The organism is Sphingomonas sp. Mn802worker (assembly GCF_000382485.1).
In the GTDB taxonomy this organism is placed as follows: Bacteria; Pseudomonadota; Alphaproteobacteria; order Sphingomonadales; family Sphingomonadaceae; genus Sphingomonas.
Genome location: NZ_AORY01000004.1, coordinates 35,432 through 56,729 on the forward strand (window position 1 = coordinate 35,432; position 21,298 = coordinate 56,729).

20 protein-coding genes are annotated in these 21,298 nt (G+C 67.3%); 12 read left to right on the top strand and 8 right to left on the bottom strand.

Annotation, left to right across the window (positions count from 1 at the left end):
* Window positions 1-4: 4 nt before the first annotated feature.
* From SMN802W_RS0103640 to acs, 3 genes are all read right to left on the bottom strand, one after another.
* Entirely contained in the window at window positions 5-559 is a 555-nt protein-coding gene (locus SMN802W_RS0103640; RefSeq protein ID WP_019515533.1) for an isochorismatase family protein, read from the bottom strand.
* A gap of 193 nt (window positions 560-752) precedes the next feature.
* Window positions 753-2,816, bottom strand: coding sequence for a M13 family metallopeptidase (locus SMN802W_RS0103645; RefSeq protein WP_083925583.1), 2,064 nt, complete (start codon window positions 2,814-2,816; stop codon window positions 753-755).
* 71 nt (window positions 2,817-2,887) lie between these two features.
* The gene (acs, locus tag SMN802W_RS0103650; protein ID WP_019515535.1) at window positions 2,888-4,825 is read right to left on the bottom strand and encodes an acetate--CoA ligase; all 1,938 of its coding nucleotides are present in this window, start codon (window positions 4,823-4,825) and stop codon (window positions 2,888-2,890) included.
* A gap of 139 nt (window positions 4,826-4,964) precedes the next feature.
* On the opposite strand from acs, the gene SMN802W_RS17480 reads away from it, so the two are divergent.
* Window positions 4,965-5,348: a PilZ domain-containing protein gene (locus tag SMN802W_RS17480; RefSeq protein WP_156818712.1), complete on the top strand. Its 384-nt coding sequence runs from the start codon at window positions 4,965-4,967 to the stop codon at window positions 5,346-5,348.
* Here the strand turns inward: SMN802W_RS17480 and SMN802W_RS0103660 are convergent.
* Entirely contained in the window at window positions 5,333-6,721 is a 1,389-nt protein-coding gene (locus SMN802W_RS0103660) for a helix-turn-helix domain-containing protein (protein WP_019515537.1), read from the bottom strand. The two genes, SMN802W_RS17480 and SMN802W_RS0103660, sit on opposite strands and share 16 nt — an antisense overlap.
* A 100-nt stretch (window positions 6,722-6,821) precedes the next feature.
* On the opposite strand from SMN802W_RS0103660, the gene SMN802W_RS0103665 reads away from it, so the two are divergent.
* From SMN802W_RS0103665 to SMN802W_RS0103715, 11 genes are all read left to right on the top strand, one after another.
* Window positions 6,822-8,348, top strand: a complete 1,527-nt coding sequence (locus SMN802W_RS0103665) for an acyl-CoA carboxylase subunit beta (protein ID WP_019515538.1) — start codon at window positions 6,822-6,824, stop codon at window positions 8,346-8,348.
* Between the two features lie 58 nt (window positions 8,349-8,406).
* Window positions 8,407-8,694, top strand: coding sequence for a hypothetical protein (locus SMN802W_RS16325; protein ID WP_019515539.1), 288 nt, complete (start codon window positions 8,407-8,409; stop codon window positions 8,692-8,694).
* Window positions 8,691-8,903 carry a hypothetical protein gene (locus SMN802W_RS0103675; protein WP_019515540.1) on the top strand — a complete coding sequence of 71 codons (213 nt, stop codon included), beginning with the start codon at window positions 8,691-8,693 and terminating at the stop codon, window positions 8,901-8,903. Before SMN802W_RS16325 ends, SMN802W_RS0103675 begins: the two co-directional genes overlap by 4 nt.
* 8 nt (window positions 8,904-8,911) lie before the next feature.
* Window positions 8,912-9,331 carry a methylmalonyl-CoA epimerase gene (gene mce, locus SMN802W_RS0103680; protein WP_019515541.1) on the top strand — a complete coding sequence of 140 codons (420 nt, stop codon included), beginning with the start codon at window positions 8,912-8,914 and terminating at the stop codon, window positions 9,329-9,331.
* A gap of 14 nt (window positions 9,332-9,345) precedes the next feature.
* Window positions 9,346-10,134 (top strand): enoyl-CoA hydratase-related protein, encoded by a 789-nt coding sequence (locus tag SMN802W_RS0103685; protein ID WP_019515542.1) that lies wholly within the window; start codon window positions 9,346-9,348, stop codon window positions 10,132-10,134.
* A gap of 101 nt (window positions 10,135-10,235) precedes the next feature.
* On the top strand, window positions 10,236-12,398 hold the full coding sequence (scpA, locus tag SMN802W_RS0103690; protein WP_026325709.1) for a methylmalonyl-CoA mutase: 2,163 nt from the start codon (window positions 10,236-10,238) through the stop codon (window positions 12,396-12,398).
* A complete protein-coding gene (locus SMN802W_RS16330; protein ID WP_019515544.1) occupies window positions 12,395-12,772 on the top strand; it encodes a lysozyme inhibitor LprI family protein in 378 nt (125 codons plus the stop codon). Before scpA ends, SMN802W_RS16330 begins: the two co-directional genes overlap by 4 nt.
* Window positions 12,773-12,783: 11 nt before the next feature.
* A complete protein-coding gene (gene bioB / locus SMN802W_RS0103700) occupies window positions 12,784-13,773 on the top strand; it encodes a biotin synthase BioB (protein ID WP_238560099.1) in 990 nt (329 codons plus the stop codon).
* Complete coding sequence (locus SMN802W_RS16335; protein WP_238560100.1) at window positions 13,746-14,006, top strand: DUF4160 domain-containing protein; 261 nt, start codon at window positions 13,746-13,748, stop codon at window positions 14,004-14,006. The genes bioB and SMN802W_RS16335 overlap by 28 nt, the downstream gene beginning before the upstream one ends.
* A 1-nt stretch (window position 14,007) precedes the next feature.
* Window positions 14,008-14,250 (top strand): DUF2442 domain-containing protein, encoded by a 243-nt coding sequence (locus SMN802W_RS0103710; RefSeq protein WP_019515546.1) that lies wholly within the window; start codon window positions 14,008-14,010, stop codon window positions 14,248-14,250.
* Complete coding sequence (locus tag SMN802W_RS0103715) at window positions 14,250-16,265, top strand: ATP-binding protein (protein ID WP_019515547.1); 2,016 nt, start codon at window positions 14,250-14,252, stop codon at window positions 16,263-16,265. The genes SMN802W_RS0103710 and SMN802W_RS0103715 overlap by 1 nt, the downstream gene beginning before the upstream one ends.
* A gap of 34 nt (window positions 16,266-16,299) precedes the next feature.
* Here the strand turns inward: SMN802W_RS0103715 and SMN802W_RS0103720 are convergent, their stop codons facing one another.
* From SMN802W_RS0103720 to SMN802W_RS0103735, 4 genes are read right to left on the bottom strand one after another with little or no spacing between them, the layout of a single operon-like run.
* On the bottom strand, window positions 16,300-17,508 hold the full coding sequence (locus tag SMN802W_RS0103720) for an ABC transporter permease (protein WP_019515548.1): 1,209 nt from the start codon (window positions 17,506-17,508) through the stop codon (window positions 16,300-16,302).
* Window positions 17,508-18,317: an ABC transporter ATP-binding protein gene (locus SMN802W_RS0103725; protein ID WP_238560101.1), complete on the bottom strand. Its 810-nt coding sequence runs from the start codon at window positions 18,315-18,317 to the stop codon at window positions 17,508-17,510. The genes SMN802W_RS0103720 and SMN802W_RS0103725 overlap by 1 nt, the downstream gene beginning before the upstream one ends.
* Complete coding sequence (locus SMN802W_RS0103730; RefSeq protein WP_019515550.1) at window positions 18,238-19,641, bottom strand: efflux RND transporter periplasmic adaptor subunit; 1,404 nt, start codon at window positions 19,639-19,641, stop codon at window positions 18,238-18,240. Before SMN802W_RS0103730 ends, SMN802W_RS0103725 begins: the two co-directional genes overlap by 80 nt.
* Window positions 19,641-21,137: an efflux transporter outer membrane subunit gene (locus tag SMN802W_RS0103735; protein WP_026325712.1), complete on the bottom strand. Its 1,497-nt coding sequence runs from the start codon at window positions 21,135-21,137 to the stop codon at window positions 19,641-19,643. The genes SMN802W_RS0103730 and SMN802W_RS0103735 overlap by 1 nt, the downstream gene beginning before the upstream one ends.
* Window positions 21,138-21,298: the final 161 nt, after the last annotated feature.

The following is a 21,298-nucleotide window of genomic DNA, read 5'->3' on the forward strand; positions in this document are numbered from 1 at the left end:
TAGGTCAGTTGTTTAACGTCACCGCGTCCGCCTTGGTCAGACGTGAAATCTGCGGCAGGATGTTGGTAATCGCGAAGTCGTGCAGCTCGGCCGACCGCGACGTGCACGCATCCTCCACCACGACGACATCATAGCTCAGCTCCCACGCACTGCGCACGGTCGATTCGACGCCGAAATTGGTCGCGATACCCGCAAGCACGATCGTGCGCACGCCGCGACGGCGCAATTGCAGGTCGAGGTCGGTGCCGGTGAACGCGCCCCAATGATGCTTGAGCACGACGATGTCGCCATCTTGATGTAACCCCTCGACCAGCGTCTCGAACCCCGGCGGGGACCGTTCGGGCAGGCTGGGCCTGTCGACCTGGCGGCTGGGTGCGTCGCCGGGCGCGAAGGCGACGTGGACGAGGACCACCGGCGCGCCTGCGGCGCGGAAGCGATCGGCGAGCGACTTGGCGGTCGTGACCACTTCCGCGCCGGAGCGAGGGCCCTTGTCGCCGGCGACGATGCCTTGCTGAAGGTCGATCAGGACGAGTGCGGTGGTGCGGGGGTCGAGGTGCATGTGCGCCGAACCTGCGGCGACGGGGAGGGTTCCGGTAGTCGGTGCTGCTGCGGTTTCGGTTGTGATCCGGCTGGCCACGGCGCGGGAGTTGATCCTGCGCCGTCGAACGTGGCGCTGGTTGCGCCACGTCGGCCGAGCGTTCGTGTTCGCTGGCGCGAAGAAGCGCGTAACCTAGGCTAAGCGCCTCACTCGGCTACCAGATCTTCACGCGCTGGTCGGGCGCGAGGTACAGCTTGTCGCCGGGCTTCACGTTGAACGCATTGTACCAGGCATCGACGTTGCGGACGACGCCGTTGACGCGGTTGTACGCCGGCGAGTGCGGATCGGTGAGCAGGCGGCTGCGCAGCGCGTCTTCGCGCACCTTCGACTGCCACGCCTGCGCGTAGGCGAGGAAGAAGCGCTGGTCGCCGGTCAGCCCGCCGATCACCGGTGCCTTGCCGTGCGTCTGCTGGTACTTCTGATACGCGGTATACGCCGCCTCGACACCGCCGAGATCGCCGATGTTCTCGCCCAGCGTCAGCTGACCCTTGATGTGCGTGCCGGGGATAGGTTCATAGGCATCGTACTGCGTGACGAGTTGTCCCGTCCGCTTGGCAAAGGCCGCGCGCGTCTCAGGCGTCCACCAGTTCTCGAACTTGCCGGTCGGGCCGAACTGGCTGCCCTGATCGTCGAAGCCGTGGCCCATCTCGTGGCCGATCACCGCACCGATCGCGCCGTAATTGACCGCCGCATCCGCCTTCGGATCGAAGTACGGCGGCTGCAGGATCGCGGCCGGGAAGGTGATCTGATTCGACAGCGGGTTGTAATAGGCGTTCACCGTTTGCGGCGTCATGCCCCAAAGCGTGCGGTCAACCGGTTTGCCGAGGTACGACAGGTCGAGCTGGTGCTGGAATTCGCCCGCGCGCATGTTGTTGCCGAGCGGATCGCCGCGGACGACCTTGAAGTTCGAATAGTCGATGTACTTGACCGGATGGCCGACGCGCGGATCGAACGCCGCCAGCTTGGCAAGCGCCGCCTGCTTGGTCTTGGCATCCATCCAGGTGTTGGCGCTGATCCGCTCGTTGTAGCCGGCGCGCAGGTTGTCGATCAGCTCGCCCATCTTCGCCTCGGACTCGGGCGGGTAGTGGCGTGCGACATACACCTGGCCGACCGCCTCGCCCATCGCCCCGTTGACGAGCGCGATGCCGCGCTTCCAGCGCGCGCGCTGCTCCTGCTGGCCCGACAGCGTCTTGCCGTAGAAGTCGAAGCTGGCGGTGTCGAACGCCTTCGGCAGCACCGATGCGTTGTTGCTGGCGAAGCGGAACTTCATCCAGTCCTGCCACGTCGCGACCGGCGTTCCGGCGTAGATCTTGCCGAGCGCGGTCAGTGCGGTCGAGGTGCCCATAATGACGACCGGGAAGCGCTCGTACCCCGCGGTCTTGAGCATCAGCGGCCAGTTGAATTCGGGCGCCAGCGCCTTGCGTTGCGCGGTGTCCATCGGCTTCAGCATCGCCTGAAGATCGCGCTGCTGGACCGGGGTCCATTGGACCTTCGCCATCGCGGTCTCGAGCGCGACGATACGGTCAGCCTTGGCGGAAGCGTCGGCGATGCCTGACAGCGTCAGCACCTGCTCGACATACTTGCGATAAGCAGCGCGATAGGCGTCGTACTTGGCGCCCGGCAGCAGGAAGTAATCCTGCGGCATGCCGAGCGAGCCTTGGCTGGCGATCGCGGTGTATTGCGTGGGATCGGCGGGATTGGGCAGCTGACCTACCTCGACCGGCGAGGCGTAGCCGACGCTGGCGAACAATGTCTGGAGCTTGGTCTTGTCGTTGGCGGCGTCGATCTTCGCGAAATAGGGCTTCAGGGGCGCGGTGCCCGCACGCTCGATCGCGGCCTCGTCCATGAAGCTGCCGTACAGATCGCCGATCTGCTTGCCGCCGGCGCCGACCGCGGCGGGATCGCGCGCGGCGTCGGTCAGGATGTCGCGCACCTGCCCCTCGGCCTCATCAGCCAGGATGACGCCCGCGCCCGCGCTGGTGCGATCGGCGGCGATCGGCGTGCGCTTGTCCCAGCTACCGTTGGCGTAGGTCCAGAAATCGTCGCCCGGCTTCACCGACTTGTCCTCGGCGGTCAGGTCGATCCCGAACGTGCCGTAGCGCGGGCCGGTCTTGGTCGCCGCAGCGGGTGCCGGCGCGGCCGTCTGCGCGAGCGTGGGCGCGGCGATGGCGAGTGTGGCAGCACCCAATGACAGGCGCGCGAATACAGAGAGTTGCATTGATCCCCTTCCCCTACAACAGTGTGTCAGAGGCTTAAGTCAGTGCCGTAACCGATGCAACCATTCGTCGCTCAGCCGACGCGGTTGGCGACGAGGTCGTCGACCACCGCCGGGTCGGCGAGCGTCGACGTGTCGCCGAGCGAGCCCGTGTCGCCCTCCGCGATCTTGCGCAGGATGCGGCGCATGATCTTGCCAGAACGGGTCTTGGGCAGGCCGGGCGCGAATTGCAGCGCATCGGGTGTGGCGATCGGCCCGATCTCCTTCCTGACCCACCCCTTCAACTCGGCGGCGAGCGTGTCGGAGGGTTCGACGCCGGCTTTCAACGTGACATAGGCGTAGATGCCCTGACCCTTTACGTCGTGCGGCATGCCGACGACCGCGGCCTCGGCGACCTGCGGGTTCAGCACCAATGCGCTCTCGACCTCGGCGGTGCCCATGCGGTGGCCCGATACGTTGATGACATCGTCGACGCGGCCGGTGATCCAGTAATAGCCGTCCTCGTCGCGGCGGCAGCCGTCGCCGGTAAAATACTTGCCGGGATAGGTGGTGAAATAGGTTTGAAAGAAGCGGTCGTGATCGCCCCAGACGGTGCGCATCTGCCCCGGCCATGACGCGGTGATGCACAGGTTCCCGCTGGTCGCACCGTCGAGCACCTGCCCGGTCTCGTCCACCAGTTGCGGCTGGACACCGGGAAGCGGTCTGGTGGCGGAGCCGGGTTTCAGCTCGGTCGCGCCGGGCAGGGGTGCGATCATCGCGCCGCCGGTCTCGGTCTGCCACCAAGTGTCGATGATCGGCGATCGCCCCTCGCCGACGACATCGTGGTACCAGCGCCACGCCTCGGGGTTGATCGGTTCGCCGACCGTGCCGAGCAGCTTGAGCGAGGCGCGGCTGGTGGCGTGAACGGGCACGTCGCCTTCCTTCATCAGCGCGCGAAGCGCGGTCGGCGCAGTGAACAGCGTGTGCACCTGATGCCGGTCGACCACCTGCCAGATGCGGCTGGCGTCGGGCCAGGTTGGCAGCCCCTCGTACATCAACGTCGTCGCGCCGTTCGCGAGCGGGCCATAGACGATATAGGTGTGCCCGGTGACCCAGCCGATGTCGGCCGCGCACCAGTAAACGTTCGGCGCGCGGTAATCGAACACGAGGCCGTGGGTGTAGGCGGCCCAGAGCAGGTACCCCCCGGTGGAGTGGAGCACGCCCTTCGGTTTTCCGGTCGAGCCGGAGGTGTATAGGATGAACAGCGGATCCTCGGCGTTCATCGGCTCCGGCGCGCAGTCGTCGGCCACGTCGGCGACAGCATCATGGTACCAGGTGTCCCGCGCACCCATCGCCACATCCTCGCCGGTTGCGCGGATGACGAGCACGCGCTCGAGCGTCGGGGCGTGTTCGGCGGCGGCGTCGACGTTTGCCTTGAGCGGGATCGTCTTGCCGCCGCGACGGCCGTAGTCGGCGGTGACGACGATCTTTGAGCCGCAATCCTCGATCCTCCCGGCGAGCGCGTCGGGGGAGAAGCCGCCGAACACGACCGAGTGGATCGCACCGATCCGCGCGCAGGCGAGCAGCGCGAACGCGGCCTCGGGGATCATCGGCAGGTAGATCGTGACGCGGTCGCCTTTCGCGACGCCCTGCGCCTTCAGCACATTGGCGAAGCGGCACACCTCCCGGTGCAACTCGGCGTAGGTGATCCGGCGCGGTTCCTCGGTCGGGGTGTCTGGTTCCCAGATGATCGCGACTTGCTCGGCGCGGTCGGCCAGGTGGCGGTCGATGCAGTTGACGCTAACGTTGAGTTGTCCGTCAGCGAACCAGCGGATGTGGAAGTCGTCGGCGTCGAACGACCAGTCGCCGGCGGTCGAAGGCGGCACGGTCCACTCGAGTTGCCCGGCCTGTTCAAGCCAGAAGGCGTCTGGTTGCGCGACACTCTGCGCATAGATCGCACGGTAGCCGGCGGCATCGACGCGTGCGTCGCTCGCCCAAGCCGCGGGAACGGGGAACAGGTCGTGGTCGGGCACGGGGGCAGGCTCCTATCCTTTTGGCGTGCTGCATGCGCTGCGTGGCGGGCAAGGGCAAGCAGCGCGCGGTCCCGGTTCACGCTTGATCGCGGTTCGTTATAACTTTGGTAACGCTTTCGTCGTTAAGGCGCGAAGCGCCATGCAGCCGATCTCTTCCGTCACCGCCGATGTTTCCGCCGCGCGCGATCCCCGCACCAGCGTGATGTTGAGTGCGGATGTGGTGCGCAGCGAAGGATCGCAGCCGACGCAGCACCGCGTGCTGAACGTGTCGAGACTGGGCGTGTGCATCGCCAAGCCGGTCGGCCTGGTGGCCGACATGCCGGTGCTGGTCTCGATCGGTCGCGTCGATCATGTCGGCGCGCGGGTGAAGTGGGTGCGCGGAGAGCGCGCGGGACTGCGCTTCGACGAGGCGATCGATCTCGACGCCGCGCGGCAGCGTCGCGTCGGTACCGCTGCACCGCCGCCGACCTCCGGCTGGATGGCGGCCGCGAACGAGCGCTTTCGCCGTCAGACTACGCTGTAAGGCACGACGCCGCGCCTCGCCGGATCGACGCGGATCGCGCGATCGGTCGGCGGAAAGGCGCGCTGGTCGCAGTCGCTGCGCGGGCACAAGCGGCACGAGATGCCGATCGGGGTCGGCGCGGCGGCCTGGCCGTGCGAAACCCCGACCGCATCGGCGTAGACGAAGTCGGCGGCGTGCACCGCCTCACACCCCAGCACCACCGCATAGCGGCGCGGCGCACGCGCGAAGCGGCCCGACGGCTTCACCAATCCTTTCGCCATCGACACGTAGCGAACACTGTCGGGCGTCTCGGCGTGCTGGACGAGGATGCGGTCGGGGATCGCCGCCGCCTCATGGACGTGCCACAGCGGACACGCGCCGCCGAAGCGCGCGAACTGCAACCGCGTGGCGGAATGTCGCTTGGTGATGTTGCCGGCCATGTCGACGCGGCAGAAATAGAACGGCACGCCCTCCGCGCCCAGGCGCTGCAGCGTCGATAGGCGATGACACGCCTGCTCGAAGCTGACGCCGAAGCGACGCGACAGCCGGTCAATGTCGTGCCGCACCGCCTTCGCCTCCGCCCGGAATGCCGCATAAGGCATCACCAGCGCACCGGCGGCGTAATTGGCGAGCCCGATGCTGAGCAGCCGGCGCGCCTCGTCGGTTGCGAGCGGTGCAGCGGCGACGATCGCGGCGATCGGATCGGCGAGGGCGATGGCGGCGAGGCGGTGCGCGACGAGGAACCGGCGCGTCTCGGCCGGCGCGGCGGCGGCGAGCGTCAGGACACTCCCATCGAAGCGCGCGAGCGGTGCGGCATCGTCGGGATCGACCGCCAGCGTCACGTCATGCTGCGCGATCTGCCGCTCCAGGGCCTCGCCCGTACCTGCCAGCGCCTCGCCCGCGCGGTCGAGCGCGTCGACGTAATTGCCGGCGTCGTGAAACCAATCGCGTACCGCCTCCCATGGGAGGCGCGCGCCGGCGCCGGCGAGATCGGTGCCCGTCGTCATCGCTTCCTCGGCCAGCGCGGCGCGTTCCTCGGCCGCGCGCTTGGCGGCGTGCAGTGCGATGAAACGGTCGGCCACGTCGGGACGCTCGTCCGCCAATCGTCCGATGCTCTCCGCATCGATCGGCGCAACCGATGGGTCCGCAAGCGCGGCGGCAAGCAATGACAAACGCCGCGCAGGCGCCTCGCCCTCGATGTCCGCGAGGGCAGCGGGAAAGTGACGCGCGAGCGCCGCGCTGACCGCGGCGGTGAGCGGGCGCTCGCCACCCTCTAGCTGCGACAGGTAGCTGACCGACAGTCCGAGCCGCGCCGCCATCGCACGCTGGTTGAGCCCGATGGCCCGGCGCAGGTCGCGCAGGCGTTCGCCGGCGTAGAGGCGGGTCCGAGGCATCGCTCCGGCTTAATTTGCAAGGTTGCCCTTCGCAACTTCGCAACTTCGCATTTGCGCCTGACGCTATCAGCGCGCAGGAGAGGCATCAGAGGAGATCAGGATGTCATCGACGCTCGCCGAACTCGAGAAAAAGCGCGCCGCGGCGAAGCTGGGCGGCGGGCAGAAGCGGATCGATGCGCAACACGCCAAGGGCAAGCTTACCGCGCGCGAGCGGCTCGACGTGCTCTTGGACGAGGGGTCGTTCGAGGAGCTCGACATGTACGTCGAGCATAATTGTGTCGACTTCGGCATGCCTGCGCAGGTGATCCCCGGCGACGGTGTGGTGACCGGATCGGGGACGATCAACGGCCGGCTGGTGTTCGTGTTCAGCCAGGACTTCACCGTCTTCGGCGGCTCGCTGTCCGAGCGGCATGCGCAGAAGATCTGCAAGATCATGGACATGGCGATGAAGGTCGGCGCGCCGGTCATCGGCCTGAACGATTCGGGCGGCGCGCGCATCCAAGAGGGTGTCGCCTCGCTCGGCGGCTATGCCGAGGTGTTCCAGCGCAACGTGCTCGCGTCCGGCGTGGTGCCGCAGATCAGCCTCATCATGGGGCCGTGCGCGGGCGGCGCGGTGTACTCGCCGGCGATGACCGACTTCATCTTCATGGTGAAGGATTCGTCCTATATGTTCGTGACCGGCCCCGACGTGGTGAAGACGGTGACGAACGAGGTCGTGACACAGGAGGCGCTGGGCGGCGCAGTGACGCACACCACCAAGACCAGCGTCGCCGACAATGCGTTCGACGACGACATCGAGGTGCTGCTCGCCACGCGCGACTTTTTCGACTTCTTGCCGGGATCGAACCGCCAGCCGGTGCCCGAGCGGCCGAGCGACGATCCCTGGGACCGATTGGAGCCGAGTCTCGACACGCTGATCCCGGCATCCGCCAACCAGCCGTACGACATGCACGAGCTGATCCGTAAGACGGTGGACGAGGGCGACTTCTTCGAGATTCAGCCGGGGCACGCAGGCAACATCATCTGCGGCTTCGGACGCGTCGAGGGGCGCACCGTCGGTGTCGTCGCCAACCAGCCGATGGTGCTGGCGGGCGTGCTCGACATCAATTCGTCGAAGAAGGCGGCGCGCTTTGTCCGCTTCTGCGACGCGTTCGACATCCCGATCGTCACCTTCGTCGACGTGCCCGGCTTCTTGCCTGGTACCGCGCAGGAGCATAACGGCATCATCAAGCATGGCGCGAAGCTGCTGTTCGCCTATGCCGAGGCGACCGTGCCCAAGATCACTGTCATCACCCGGAAAGCCTATGGCGGCGCGTACGACGTGATGGCGTCGAAGCATCTGCGCGGCGACCTCAACTACGCCTGGCCGACCGCCGAGATCGCGGTGATGGGCGCCAAGGGTGCGGTGGAGATCATCTTCCGCGGGAGGACGCCTGAGGAGATCGCCGAACGCACCGCCGAGTACGAGGCACGATTCGCCAACCCGTTCGTCGCCGCGTCCAAGGGGTTCATCGACGAGGTGATCATGCCGCACTCCACCCGCCGCCGCATCGCGCTGGGCCTGCGCAAGCTCGCGGGCAAGGCGCTGGAGAACCCGTGGAAGAAGCATGACAACATCCCGCTGTGAGGGTCGTTGTCGCGCGGTGATCGGCACATTATCATGTCCATGATAAAGGAGACATGATGTGCAGACCGAACGTGTGACCTTTCTGACCACGCCCGACCAAAAGGCCGCGCTCGACGCCTATGCCGCGTCGAACGGCAAGTCGGTGGGCCATGTCGTGCGCGAGGCAACGAGTCATTACATCGCGCCGCCGTCCGCATCAGGTGATGAGGGGGAGGACGAACTCGACGCTATCGTGCCGATGGTCGAGGATGCGGTGCAGGAGATGACGGCGGCGATTGCCGCAATGCGCGCCGATATCGCGCGCACCTGTGCCCGTGTTGATGCGATCCTAGGTGGCGAGGCATGAGCGCGGGCGAGCGCGCGTTAAATGCGATCAAGACGATCTTCACGCTCAAGGAGCAGGTCGACGGGCTCGGGCGCGACATTGCCGCGATGAACACGCGCGTGTCGCGACTTGCCGAGGCACATGGCGAGCTTCGTGACCGGGTCAGCCGGCTGGAAGGCATCATCGAGGGCGCGGCGATGGCGGCGCGGCAGCGGAGGATCGAGGAATGACAGCCGGCATGACACTGGGTCGCCTCAACCATGTGGGGGTCGCGACGCCGTCGATCGAGCGATCGGTCGCGACCTATCGCGCGCTGCTGGGGGCCGAGGCGATCGGCGAGCCGTTCGACCTGCCCGCGCAGGGCGTGCGCGTCTGCTTCGTCGACGCGCCCAACACGCAGATCGAGCTGATCGAACCGTTCGATGACCAGTCGCCGATCGCCGGATTTCTGCGCAAGAACCCGGCTGGCGGGCAGCACCACGTCTGCTTCGAGGTGCCCGATATCGACACCGCGGTGGCGCACCTGAAGGCGGAGGGCGCGACCGTGCTGGGCGAACCGCGCATCGGCGCGCACGGCACGCCGATCGTGTTCGTCCACCCGAAGGACTTCGGCGGCCTGCTGGTCGAGTTGATGGAAGCGCCCGCGGGCGAGCATTGAGCGAAAGGGCTGGCATGACCGAATACCGGACGATCATCACCGAGCGACGAGGCGACGTGCTGGTCGTGACGCTCAACCGGCCCGAGCGGCTGAACGCGGCATCGCTTGACCTCGCGCAGGAGTTGGGCGGCGCATTGTATGACCTGCAGGGCGCGCGTGCGGTGCTACTGACAGGGGCGGGGCGGGCGTTCTGCTCGGGCGCGGACTTGCAAGCACGCGGCGAGCGCTCGGCGGTAGCGGGCGGTGATGCCAGCCATCACGCGCTTATGAACGTCTACAATCCGGTCGTGAGCCAGTTGCTTCGCTTGCCGGTGCCGGTCGTGACCGCGGTCAACGGCGCAGCGGCGGGGATCGGTTGTTCGATCGCGTTAGCGGGCGATTTCGTACTGGCGGGCAGGAGCGCCTATTTCCTCCAGGCGTTCGTCAACATCGGTTTGGTACCCGATGGCGGCTCATCTTGGCTGCTCGCGCGCGCGATCGGGCGGGCACGTGCGACTCAGATGGTGATGTTGGGTGAGCGGATCGGGGCAGACCAGGCGGCGGACTGGGGCTTGATCTACCGTACGGTCGATGACGCAGCGTTGATGGACGAGGCGCTGGCGCTCGCCACCCGGCTGGCGGCGGGGCCAACGGTCGCGCTTGCGGCGATGCGGCGTAATCTGATGACCGCGCTCGACGGATCGTTCGACGAGACGCTGCGTGCCGAGGCCGAGGGGCAGCGGACGGCCGGCAATTCGCACGACGCGCGCGAAGGCACGGCGAGCTTCGCCGAGAAACGCAAACCCGTGTTCAAGGGCGCGTGAGCGCGAGCGGCCGAGGGAGCGACATGACCGAACCCACCCCCTACTCCATCATCGAGCAGAACACCGGCGAGGACGCGGGCAGCACGCCCAAGCCCCAGGCCATGCCGACCGAGGTCGCGGCACCCCCCTCCGCGCCGACACTCGACACCTGGGCCAAGGCGGCGGCTAAGGAGGTCAAGGGCAAGGATCTGACCTGGGCGACGCCCGAGGAAATCGACGTCAAGCCGCTCTACACCGCCGACGATGTCGCGGGCTGGGAACCCGGCCTGCCCGGCTTCGCGCCGTTCACCCGGGGCGTTCGCGCGTCGATGTACGCGGGCCGCCCGTGGACGATCCGGCAGTACGCCGGCTTCTCGACCGCGAAGGCATCCAACGCCTTCTACCACCGCAACCTGAAAGCGGGGCAGAAGGGACTCTCGGTCGCGTTCGACCTAGCGACGCATCGCGGCTACGACAGCGACCACCCGCGCGTGACGGGCGATGTCGGCAAGGCGGGGGTCGCGATCGACTCGGTCGAGGACATGAAGATCCTGTTCGACGGCATCCCGCTCGATCAGATGAGCGTCAGCATGACGATGAACGGTGCGGTGATCCCGATCCTCGCCTTCTTCATCGTCGCGGGCGAGGAGCAGGGGGTCGAGCGGCGGCTGCTCGACGGGACGATCCAGAACGACATCCTCAAGGAGTTCATGGTCCGCAACACCTACATCTACCCGCCCGAGCCGAGCATGCGGATCATCTCGGACATCTTCGGCTACACCAGCCGCGAGATGCCGAAGTTCAACTCGATCTCGATCTCCGGCTATCACATGCAGGAAGCGGGCGCGACGCAGGTGCAGGAGCTCGCCTTCACCATCGCGGACGGCATGGAGTACGTGAAATACGGTGTCGCGAGCGGACTCGACATCGACAAGTTCGCAGGACGCCTGTCGTTCTTCTTCGCGATCGGCATGAACTTCTTCATGGAGATCGCCAAGCTGCGCGCTGCGCGCGTGCTGTGGCACCGCGTAATGACCAGCCTGGGGGCGCGCGACGAGCGGTCGAAGATGCTGCGCACGCACTGCCAGACCAGCGGCGTGTCGCTGACCGAGCAGGACCCGTACAACAACATCGTGCGCACATGCGTGGAGGCGATGGCGGCGATGCTGGGCGGCACGCAGTCGCTCCACACCAACGCGCTCGACGAGGCGATCGCGCTCCCCACCGACTTCTCCGCCCGGATCGCGCGCAACACGCAGCTGGTGATCCAGGAGGAGACCGGCATGACGAACGTGGTCGATCCGCTCGGCGGCAGCTATTACGTCGAGGCGCTGACCAAGGACCTCGTCGACCGCGCCTGGGCGATCATCGAGCGTGTCGAGGCTGAGGGCGGGATGGCCAAGGCGGTCGCGGCGGGCTGGCCCAAGGCGATGATCGAGGAAGCCTCGGCCGCGCGCGCCGCGCGCGTCGATCGGGGTGAGGACGTGATCGTCGGCGTCAACAAATACCGCAAGGAGAACGAGGACGAGATCGAGATTCTCGATGTCGACAATCACGCGGTGCGCGAGGCGCAGGTGCGCCGCATCAACGAGATGAAGGCGAAGCGCGACGAGGCGGCGTGCCGGTCGGCGCTCGATGCGTTACGCGAAGGTGCGCGCGGGGACGGCAATTTGCTCGAACTCGCGGTGACCTGTGCGCGTGCGCGCGCGACGCTGGGCGAGATTTCCTCGGCGATGGAGGACGTGTTCGGCCGTTTTGGTACGCAGCCGACGCCGGTCAAGGGCATCTATGGCGGCGCGTATGACGGCGACGCCGCCTGGGCGCGGCTGGAGGAGGGTGTCGCCGCGACCGAGCGGCGGCTGGGGCGCAAACCCCGGATGCTCGTCGCCAAGATGGGGCAGGACGGCCACGACCGCGGCGCCAATCTCGTGTCCTCGATGTTCGGCGATCTGGGCTTCGAGATCGTGCCAGGTCCCTTGTTCCAGACGCCCAAGGAAGCGAGCGAGCTGGCGCTGGAGAAGGACGTCGATGTCGTCGGCGCCTCCAGCCTCGCGGCGGGACACAAGACGCTGATCCCCGAACTGATCGGCCACCTGCGTGACGCAGGTCGGCCCGACATCAAGGTTATCGCGGGCGGGGTCATCCCGGCGCAGGATTACCAGGCGCTGCGCGACGCGGGCGTCCAGGCGATCTTCGGTCCCGGTACCAATCTGATTGCGGCGGCGCAGGAAGTGCTCCGCCTGCTCGGCCACAACATGCCACCTGAAAGCGAGGCAGTGGAATGAAGACACTGATTCTGGTTGCGGGCGCTATGCTCGCCATCCCCGCCGCGGCGCAGTCCGCCAGCGACTATCACGCCGCCGACGCGCAGCTGAACGCGACCTATCGCAGCGTGATGACGCGGATGCAGCAGCTCGACCGCGGCACCAAGCCGTCCGATCTGCCGCCGGCGGAGCGAGCCGGGCCGACCTACGCGCAGGCGCTGCTTAACAGCCAGCGCGCGTGGCTCGCCTATCGCGACGCGAACTGTCGCGCGTTCTCCTACGAATATCGTGGCGGATCGGCGCAGGGGTTGTCAGACCGCGTCTGTCTGACGCGCGTGACGCGCGCGCGCACCGCGGAATTGCGGCTGCTGCAATCGGTGTTCGCGCCCAAATGATCGAGGCTGCCATGTCCCGAACCGATTGGACGCGCGAAGAGATCAGCGCGCTGTTCGATCTGCCATTCACCGAACTCGTCTTCCGCGCCGCCGAGGTGCACCGCGCACATCACGACGCCGGTGCGGTGCAATTGTCGACGCTGTTGTCGATCAAGACCGGCGGCTGTCCGGAGGATTGCGGCTATTGCTCGCAGTCGGTCGCGGCCGACAGCGGGGTCAAGGCGACCAAGCTGATGGACGTGCGTGCAGTGCTGCAATCCGCCGCGCAGGCGAAGGACGCGGGCTCGACGCGCTTCTGCATGGGTGCTGCTTGGCGCAACCCCAAGGACCGTGACATGCCCGCGGTGCTGGAAATGGTGCGCGGCGTCCGCGCGATGGGGCTGGAGACGTGCATGACGCTCGGCATGTTAACGCCTACGCAGGCCGCGATGCTGGGTGAGGCCGGGCTCGATTACTACAACCACAACATCGACACCTCGCCCGAGCGCTACGGCGAGGTCATCACCACGCGCACCTTCGACGAGCGGCTCGACACGCTGGCGCATGTTCGAGACGCGGGTATCAACGTCTGCTGCGGCGGGATCGTCGGCATGGGCGAGACGCGCGCGGATCGCGTCGGCTTCGTCCACGCGCTTGCCACCTTGCCGGAGCATCCCGGCAGCGTGCCGATCAACGCGCTGGTGCCGGTCAAGGGCACGGTGCTCGGCGACATGCTCGCCGACACGCCGATGGCTAGACTCGACGACATCGAGTTCGTCCGCACTGTCGCGGTGGCGCGCATCACCATGCCGGCGAGCATGGTGCGCCTGTCCGCCGGACGCGAGAGCATGTCAGAGGCGACGCAGGCGCTCTGCTTCATGGCGGGCGCGAACTCGATCTTCACCGGCGACAAGCTGCTGACCGCCGCCAACGCCGGCGACGACCGCGACGCGGCGCTGTTCGACAAGCTCGGGCTGCGTCCGATGCCGGCGGAGTGCCGGGTGATGGAAGCGGCGGAGTAGAGGCCGATGGTGCTGCGGATCGGAGGGGCCGGCTCTACCTCTACAGGCACGAACCCAATGAGCCGCTGCACGTCCACATCGATCGCGGCGATGCGACGATCAGGGTGTGGCTGGAGCCCGTGGAAGTCGCAAAGAGCCGCGGCTTTCGGGCTCACGAAATCAATAAACGGCTCGCGTTGGTGGGCGAACATCGCGAGCGGTTGCTGGAGGCGTGGCATGAATATTTCGGCTAGGGTGACCGACGAACGCGTGCTCGACGTGCGCTTCGATGACGCTAGCCTGATCGTCGACCTGATGGACGGACGCACGATCTCGGCGCCGCTCGCCTGGTATCCGCGGCTTTTGCACGCGACCGCCGCGCAGCGTGTGCGGTGGGAGAAGGCTGGCGTGGGCTACGGCATCCACTGGCCCGAAATCGACGAGGATTTGAGTACCGAAGGGCTGTTGCGCGGCGCACCCGCAGTGAGGACGCATTGATGTTCAAGAAGATACTGGTCGCCAACCGTGGCGAGATCGCGTGCCGGGTGTTCCGGACCGCGAAGAAGATGGGGATTGCGACCGTCGCGGTCTACTCGGACGCCGACGCGCTCAGCCCGCACGTGTTGATGGCGGACGAGGCGGTGCGGCTCGGGCCGGCGCCCGCCGCCGAGAGCTATCTCAAGGCCGATCTGATCCTGCTTGCCGCCAAGGAAACGGGCGCAGACTGCATTCATCCGGGTTACGGTTTCCTGTCCGAGCGCGAGAGCTTCGCGCGCGCCTGCGACGAGGCCGGCATCGCCTTCGTCGGACCGCCGCCAAACGCGATCGCGGCGATGGGCGACAAGATCGAGTCGAAGAAGCTGGCGAAGGAAGCCGGCGTCAACGTCGTGCCCGGCTTTTTGGGTGAGATCGCCGATACCGACGAGGCGGTCCGCATCGCGGGCGACATCGGTTATCCCGTGATGATGAAGGCCTCGGCGGGCGGTGGCGGCAAGGGCATGCGGCTGGCGTACAGCGAGCAGGACGTGCGCGAGGGGTTCGAGGCGACGAAGCGCGAGGGCCTCGCATCGTTCGGCGACGACCGCGTGTTCATCGAAAAGTTCATCGAAAGCCCGCGCCACATCGAGATTCAGGTGCTGGGTGACCAGCACGGCAACGTCGTTTACCTGAACGAGCGCGAATGCTCGGTGCAGCGCCGCCACCAGAAGGTGGTCGAGGAAGCGCCGTCGCCGTTCGTCAGCCCTGAGATGCGCCGCGCAATGGGCGAGCAGGCGGTCGCGCTGGCCAGGGCGGTCGGCTACTATAGTGCGGGCACGGTCGAGTTGATCGTCTCGGGCGCGGACAAGACCGGGCAGGGGTTCTACTTCCTCGAGATGAACACCCGCCTCCAGGTCGAGCATCCGGTCACCGAGGAGATCACCGGGCTTGATCTGGTCGAGCAGATGATCCGCGTTGCGGCGGGCGAGCCGCTGTCGTTCGGGCAGGGCGACGTGAAGATCAATGGCTGGTCGGTCGAGAACCGCGTCTATGCCGAGGACCCGTACCGCGGCTTTTTGCCCTCCATCGGGCGGCTGGTCCGCTATCGCACTCCTGCCGCCGATCAGCGCCAGGCGCCATTCGGCGACGACGAGGGCGCACCGGGCGTGCGCGTCGACGACGGCGTGCGCGAGGGTGGCGAGGTCAGCATGTTCTACGACCCCATGATCGCGAAGCTGGTCACCTGGGCGCCGACGCGCGCGGAGGCGATCGACAAGCAGGTCGCGGCACTCGACGCGTTCGAGATTGAGGGGCCGGGCACCAACCTCGATTTCCTGTCCGCGCTGATGCAGCATCCGCGGTTCCGCTCGGGCGAGATCACGACCGGGTTCATCGCGGAGGAGTATCCGGACGGGTTCCACGGTGCGCCGACGGGTAAGAACATCGCCCGCGCGCTTGCCGCGGTGGCGGGGTTCGCGGCGACTGCGGAAGCCGACCGTGCGCGGCAAATCGACGGGCAATTGGGCCATCAGCTCGACGCGCCGACCGACTGGGTCGTCCGTGTGGGCAAGGGCGATCACCGCGTCCACGTCGGTGACGATCAGGTCAGCGTCGACGGCACGCCGCTGCCGGGCGGGGTGTATTACGATGCGGGTGCCCGCGTCGCGCGGGTCGGCGGCGACGCTCCGCTGTCGGTCAAGCTGAAGCGCACGCGCACCGGTTTCACGCTCAACGCGCATGGGGCGACGCATAAGGTACGCGTGCTTCCCGCGCACGTCGCCGATTACGCGAAGCATTTGATCGAGAAGGTGCCGCCCGATCTTTCCAAGTTCCTGATCGCGCCGATGCCGGGGCTGCTCGTGCGGCTGGACGTACAGGCCGGCGACCGCGTCGAGGCAGGTCAGCCGCTGGCGGTGGTCGAGGCGATGAAGATGGAGAACATCCTGCGCGCGGAGAAATCGGCGGTGGTGAAGACCGTCAACGCCGCCGCGGGCGAGAGCCTGCAGGTCGATCAGGTGATCCTGGAACTGGAATAAGCGGGAGCGCGGGCCGGCGTGTTTCCGGTCCGCGCTATTCGTGGCGAAGCGCGTCGATCGGGTTGAGCGCCGCTGCACGCCGTGCCGGAAAATAGCCGAAGACGACGCCGATCACCGCCGAGATGCCGAACGCGATCGCGTTGATCTCGGGCACGAACAGGTACGGCAGACCGCCCAGCGCCGACAGTGCGCCGATCGCGAGCTGCGCGAGCAGCAGGCCGATGACACCGCCCAGCATCGACAGTACCACCGCCTCGACGAGGAATTGCAGCAGCACCTCGCTCGCCACCGCGCCGATCGCGAGCCGAATGCCGATCTCGCGCGTCCGCTCGGTCACCGACACCAGCATGATGTTCATGATGCCGATGCCGCCGACGACCAGGCTGATGCCGGCGACCGCGGTGACGATGCGGGTGAGAAGGGTGGTGGTGCTCGAAAGCGTATCGCTAATCTGCTTGGTGTCGAAAATGTTGAAATCGTCGTCCTTGCCCGCGGTGATGGTGCGGCGTTCGCGCAGCAGGTCGGTGATCCCGGCCTGTACGGTCGCAGTCGAATAGGCCTGATCGACGCCGACCAGCATCAGGCGGATGTCACGCGTGCCGGTGAAGCGGCGCTGCACCGTCTTGATCGGCATGATGACGACATCGTCCTGATCGCCACCAAATCCCGCCTGACCACGCGTTGAAAGCACGCCGATGACGTCGCAGCTGACGTTGCCGATGCGGAACCGCTGACCGACCGCGTCGCCGGTCCTGAACAGATTTTGTTTGACGGTGTTGCCGATGATGCACACCGCCTTGCCGGCCGATTCCTCTTGGCGGGTCCACATCCGGCCCGCGGCGAGCGGCCACGGCTGGACTTGGAAATAAGCCGCGGTGGTCCCGTTGATCGTCGTCGACCAGTTCGCGCCGTCGTAGATCGCGGTCGCGGTCGATTGCGCCTGCGGTGCCACCGCGGAGACGCCGGCGATCTGGTTGGCGATTGCGGACACATCCTCTGGCTTGAAGTCGGGCGGGCGCGGGCCGCCGCCACCGCGGCCGAAACCTTGGCCTGGGCGAACTTGAAGGATGTTGGTGCCGAGCGACGAGATGTTCTGCTGCACCTGCGCAGTGGTCGCCTTGCCGAGCGTCACCATCGTGACGACGGCGGCAACGCCGATGATGATGCCGAGCGTCGTCAGGAACGAGCGCAGCAGGTGCCGCCGGATCGAGCGCAGCGCGAGAACGAAGGTGGTGCCGAGCATCAGGCCTCCACCGCCTCGCCCTGATGGTGGTTGCGCTCGACGCGTTCCACCAACCCGTCCTTGAAATGGATCACCGTGCGCGCGAACGCCGCCATGTCGGGTTCGTGCGTCACCATCAGCACGGTGATGCCGCCGCGATTGAGATCAGTGAGCAATTCCATGATCTCGACCGAGCGTTCGGAATCGAGGTTGCCGGTCGGCTCGTCGGCGAGCAGCACGTCGGGCTGGGTGACGATCGCGCGCGCGATCGCGACGCGCTGCTGCTGCCCGCCCGACAATTCGGCAGGGGTGTGATCCCACCAGCGATCGAGCCCGACCTTCTCCAGCGCCGCCATCGACAGATCGCGCCGCGCCTTCTTCTCGTCGCCGCGGTAAAGGAGCGGCAACTCGACATTCTCGAGCGCAGTCGTGCGGCTGAGCAGGTTGAAGCCCTGAAACACGAAACCAAGGTACCGCCGCCGGAGCAGTGCGCGCTGATCGCGGTCGAGTGTCTCGACATGGTGGCCGCGGAAAAGGAAGGTGCCGCCCGAGGGCACGTCGAGGCAGCCGAGGATGTTCATCGTCGTCGACTTGCCCGAGCCAGACGGCCCCATGACCGCGATGAAGTCGCCGGCCGCGATGTCGAGGTCGACGCCCTTCAATGCCTGAAACGCGGTGCCGCCCTCGCCGTAGCTCTTGGTGACACCGCGCAGCTGGATCAACGGCGCGGTGAAGAGTGAGGGGGCGGCGTTACTGGCCACCGCCGCCACCCCCGCGCCGGCCCCCGCCACCGCTACCGCCACGACGCGATCCGCCGCCGCTGCTCGCATCGCCGCTGCCTGCGAGCTGCCCGGTGATAACCTGCATGCCGGGCTTGAGCGGGCCCGACAGCACCTCGGTCATCGTGCCGTTGGTGTCGCCGGTCGTCACTTGGATCGGCTTGGGCTGGCCATTCTCGCCCTTGACGTAGAGCGTCTGCGTCGCGCCGCGCCCGACCGTCGCGGTCCGCTCCGGCCGGTCACGGCTGCGACGGAAGGTGAGCGAGCCCGCGATGCCGCCGCCGTCGTCCTTCGCACCCGCCACCTGCGGCTTGAAGCGGAAGGCGGCGTTGGGAACGAGCAACGCATTGCCCTTGTCCGAGGTGATGATGTCGGCGGTGGCCGTCATGCCCGGGCGCAGTTCGAGCGACGGGTTCTCGACTGTCAGGTCGGCGGCGTAGGAGACGACCTGCCCGGTCGTGCTGCCGGTCGAGGCAGTCGACGACGATGACGAGGCGGTCGCGTTGCTGACCGTCAGGTTGGAGCCGAGATCGACGCGCGTGATCGTCGCGGGGAAGGTCTTGCCCGGAAAGGCATCGACAGTGAAGCTCGCCTTCTGCCCGACCTTGACCGAGCCGACGTCCGCCTCGTCGATCGCGACCTCGAGCTTCATCTTGCTCAGATCCTCCGCGATCACGAACAGCGTCGGCGTGTTGAACGACGCAGCGACGGTTTGGCCCGGATCGACCTGTCGCGCGAGCACGACGCCGTTGACGGGCGAGCGGATGATCGCGCGCGCACGCTGCGTCTGGCTCTGCGCCAGCGTCGCCTGCGCTGCGGTGACGTTCGCCTGCGCGACCTTCAACGCCGCAACCGCGCGCTGGTAATCGGCGCGACCGGTCTGGAGTTCGGTCGCCGACGGCACGCGCCCGTTCGACAGGCGGTATACTTCCTCCAGCCGCGCGCGCTGTGCCTGCGATTCCGCGACGGTCGCCTGCGCTTGGCGTACCTGTGCCTGGTTGGCGGCGATCTGCGCCTGTTGCTGGCGGATCTGATCCTCGATCTGCTCAGGATCGATCAGCGCGAGCGGCTGTCCGGCGCTGACGCGGTCGTTAACGTCGACCACGACCTTGGTGACGAGACCCGACAGCTGCGAGCCGACGGTCACCTGATTGGTTGGGGCGAGCTTGCCCGTCGCCGAGACGCTGACGGTCAGATTGCCGCGCTCGACTGGCGCGGTCGCGTAATCGGCCGCCTTCGCCGATCCGAAGACGAGCCGCTGGACGAGCAATGCCAGCAGCACGACGCCGAGCGCGACAAGACCCCATTTCAGCCACGTGCGCCATTTCGGCTGCGGCTTCTGCCCCAGAAATTCGTCGAGGTTCTGGTCGGCCATCAGCGGGTCTCTCGGGCAGGTGCAGGCGCTTGAGTTGCGGAGTCGGATGCGGTCGGGATCACGTCGGGGTTCCAGCCGCCGCCAAGCGCGCCGAACAGCTGGATCAGCGCGGTTGCCTGGTCGGCGCGCGCCTGCGCCTCGCTGTTGCGCGCCGATAGCAGGTTCGCCTCCTGCTGCGACAGAGTGGTGAAATCGGTCAGCCCGCTGCGATATTGCGTGCGCGACAGCAGCGCGGCGTTGTTGGCGGCATCGAATTGCACAGTGAACTCGCGCGCGCGACGCTGAGCGGTGTCGAGCGCGACGACCGCATTCTCGACATCCTCCAACGCGACCAGCACGCTGCCCTTGTAGGCGGCGAGCGCGGCATCGGCGGCGGCCTCATTGCTGCGCACTTGAGCGGACAGGCGACCGCCGTTGAAGATCGCCTGCGTCAACCCGGCGAACAGCCCGCCGGTGATCGTACCGAGTAGCCCGCCGACGTTGCCCGCGTTGGTGTTGATGTTCCCGCTGATCGCGAGGGCTGGATAGAGCGCGGCCTTGGCGACGCCGATCTGCGCGGTGGCGGCGGCGAGCGTGCGTTCGGCCGCGCGCACGTCGGGGCGCTGGCGCAGCACGTCGGCGGGGATGCTTGCGCCGACGACACGTGGGCCGGTCGGGATCGGGCGCACAGTGCCGAGCAGCGGCTTGAGCGCGCCCGGCGCCTGCGCGATCAACACGCCCAGACGCGAGACGGCGGCGTTATACTGCTGCTCGAAGGCCGGGATCGTCGCCGCGGTGGCCGCGCGCTGGCTGCGGGCCTGCTCCTGGTCGAGGCTGGAGACGAGGCCCGCCTGAACGCGGAAGCCCGCGATCTCGAGATTGTCGTCCTGTAGTGCGAGGCTGGCGCGCGCGTTGGCGAGTTGCGCCTGATAGAGCCGCGCAAGGACGTAGTTGCGCGCGACCTCCTGCTGCACCGACAGCAGCGTGGTCGCATAGTCGAAGCCCGACGCCTCGTATTGTGCGCGGCTCGCCTCGACGGTGCGGCGCACCTCGCCGAACAGCCCGAGCTGATACTGCGCGTCAAGCCCGAGCGAGAAGTTCGAGCCGCCGCCACCGCCGACGTTCTGGACGGTGCCGTCGGGCAGCGTCACCGACTGCCCGCCGCCGCGGAACGTCTCCGACCGGCTGTAACCGCCCGAGCCGTTCAGTGTGGGGAGCAGGCTGGCGCGGCTCTGCACCAGCGACTCGCGCGCCTGCCTGAGCCGGGCGAGCCCCTGCGCCACCTCGGTGTTGGCGGCGCTTGCCTGCTCTACCAGTCGGCCGAGGACGGGATCGTCGAAGCGTGTCCACCAGTGCGTCAGATCTTCGCGCGTCGGCGCGGCGGTTACCGAATAACGATCAGGCACCCCGAGTTGGGCGGCCGAGCGCGGGGCGTAATCGGGCCCTACCGTGCAGCCGGCCAGAGCGACGGGAAGGGCAGCGAGGCCGGAGAGAAGCGAAAGGCGCAAACGCGTCATGGTGGTGGAGATGGACAACACACCGCGCCGCGTCCAGCGCTTTTATGTCGCGAAGTGTACCAGCCGGTGCGAGCGCGCCCCGCTGGCGCGCGGTGCCAGAGCACGCACCGGCTCGGCCGGCAGCGTGCACGCGCTGTCCGATGACGCGGGATCAACTTCCG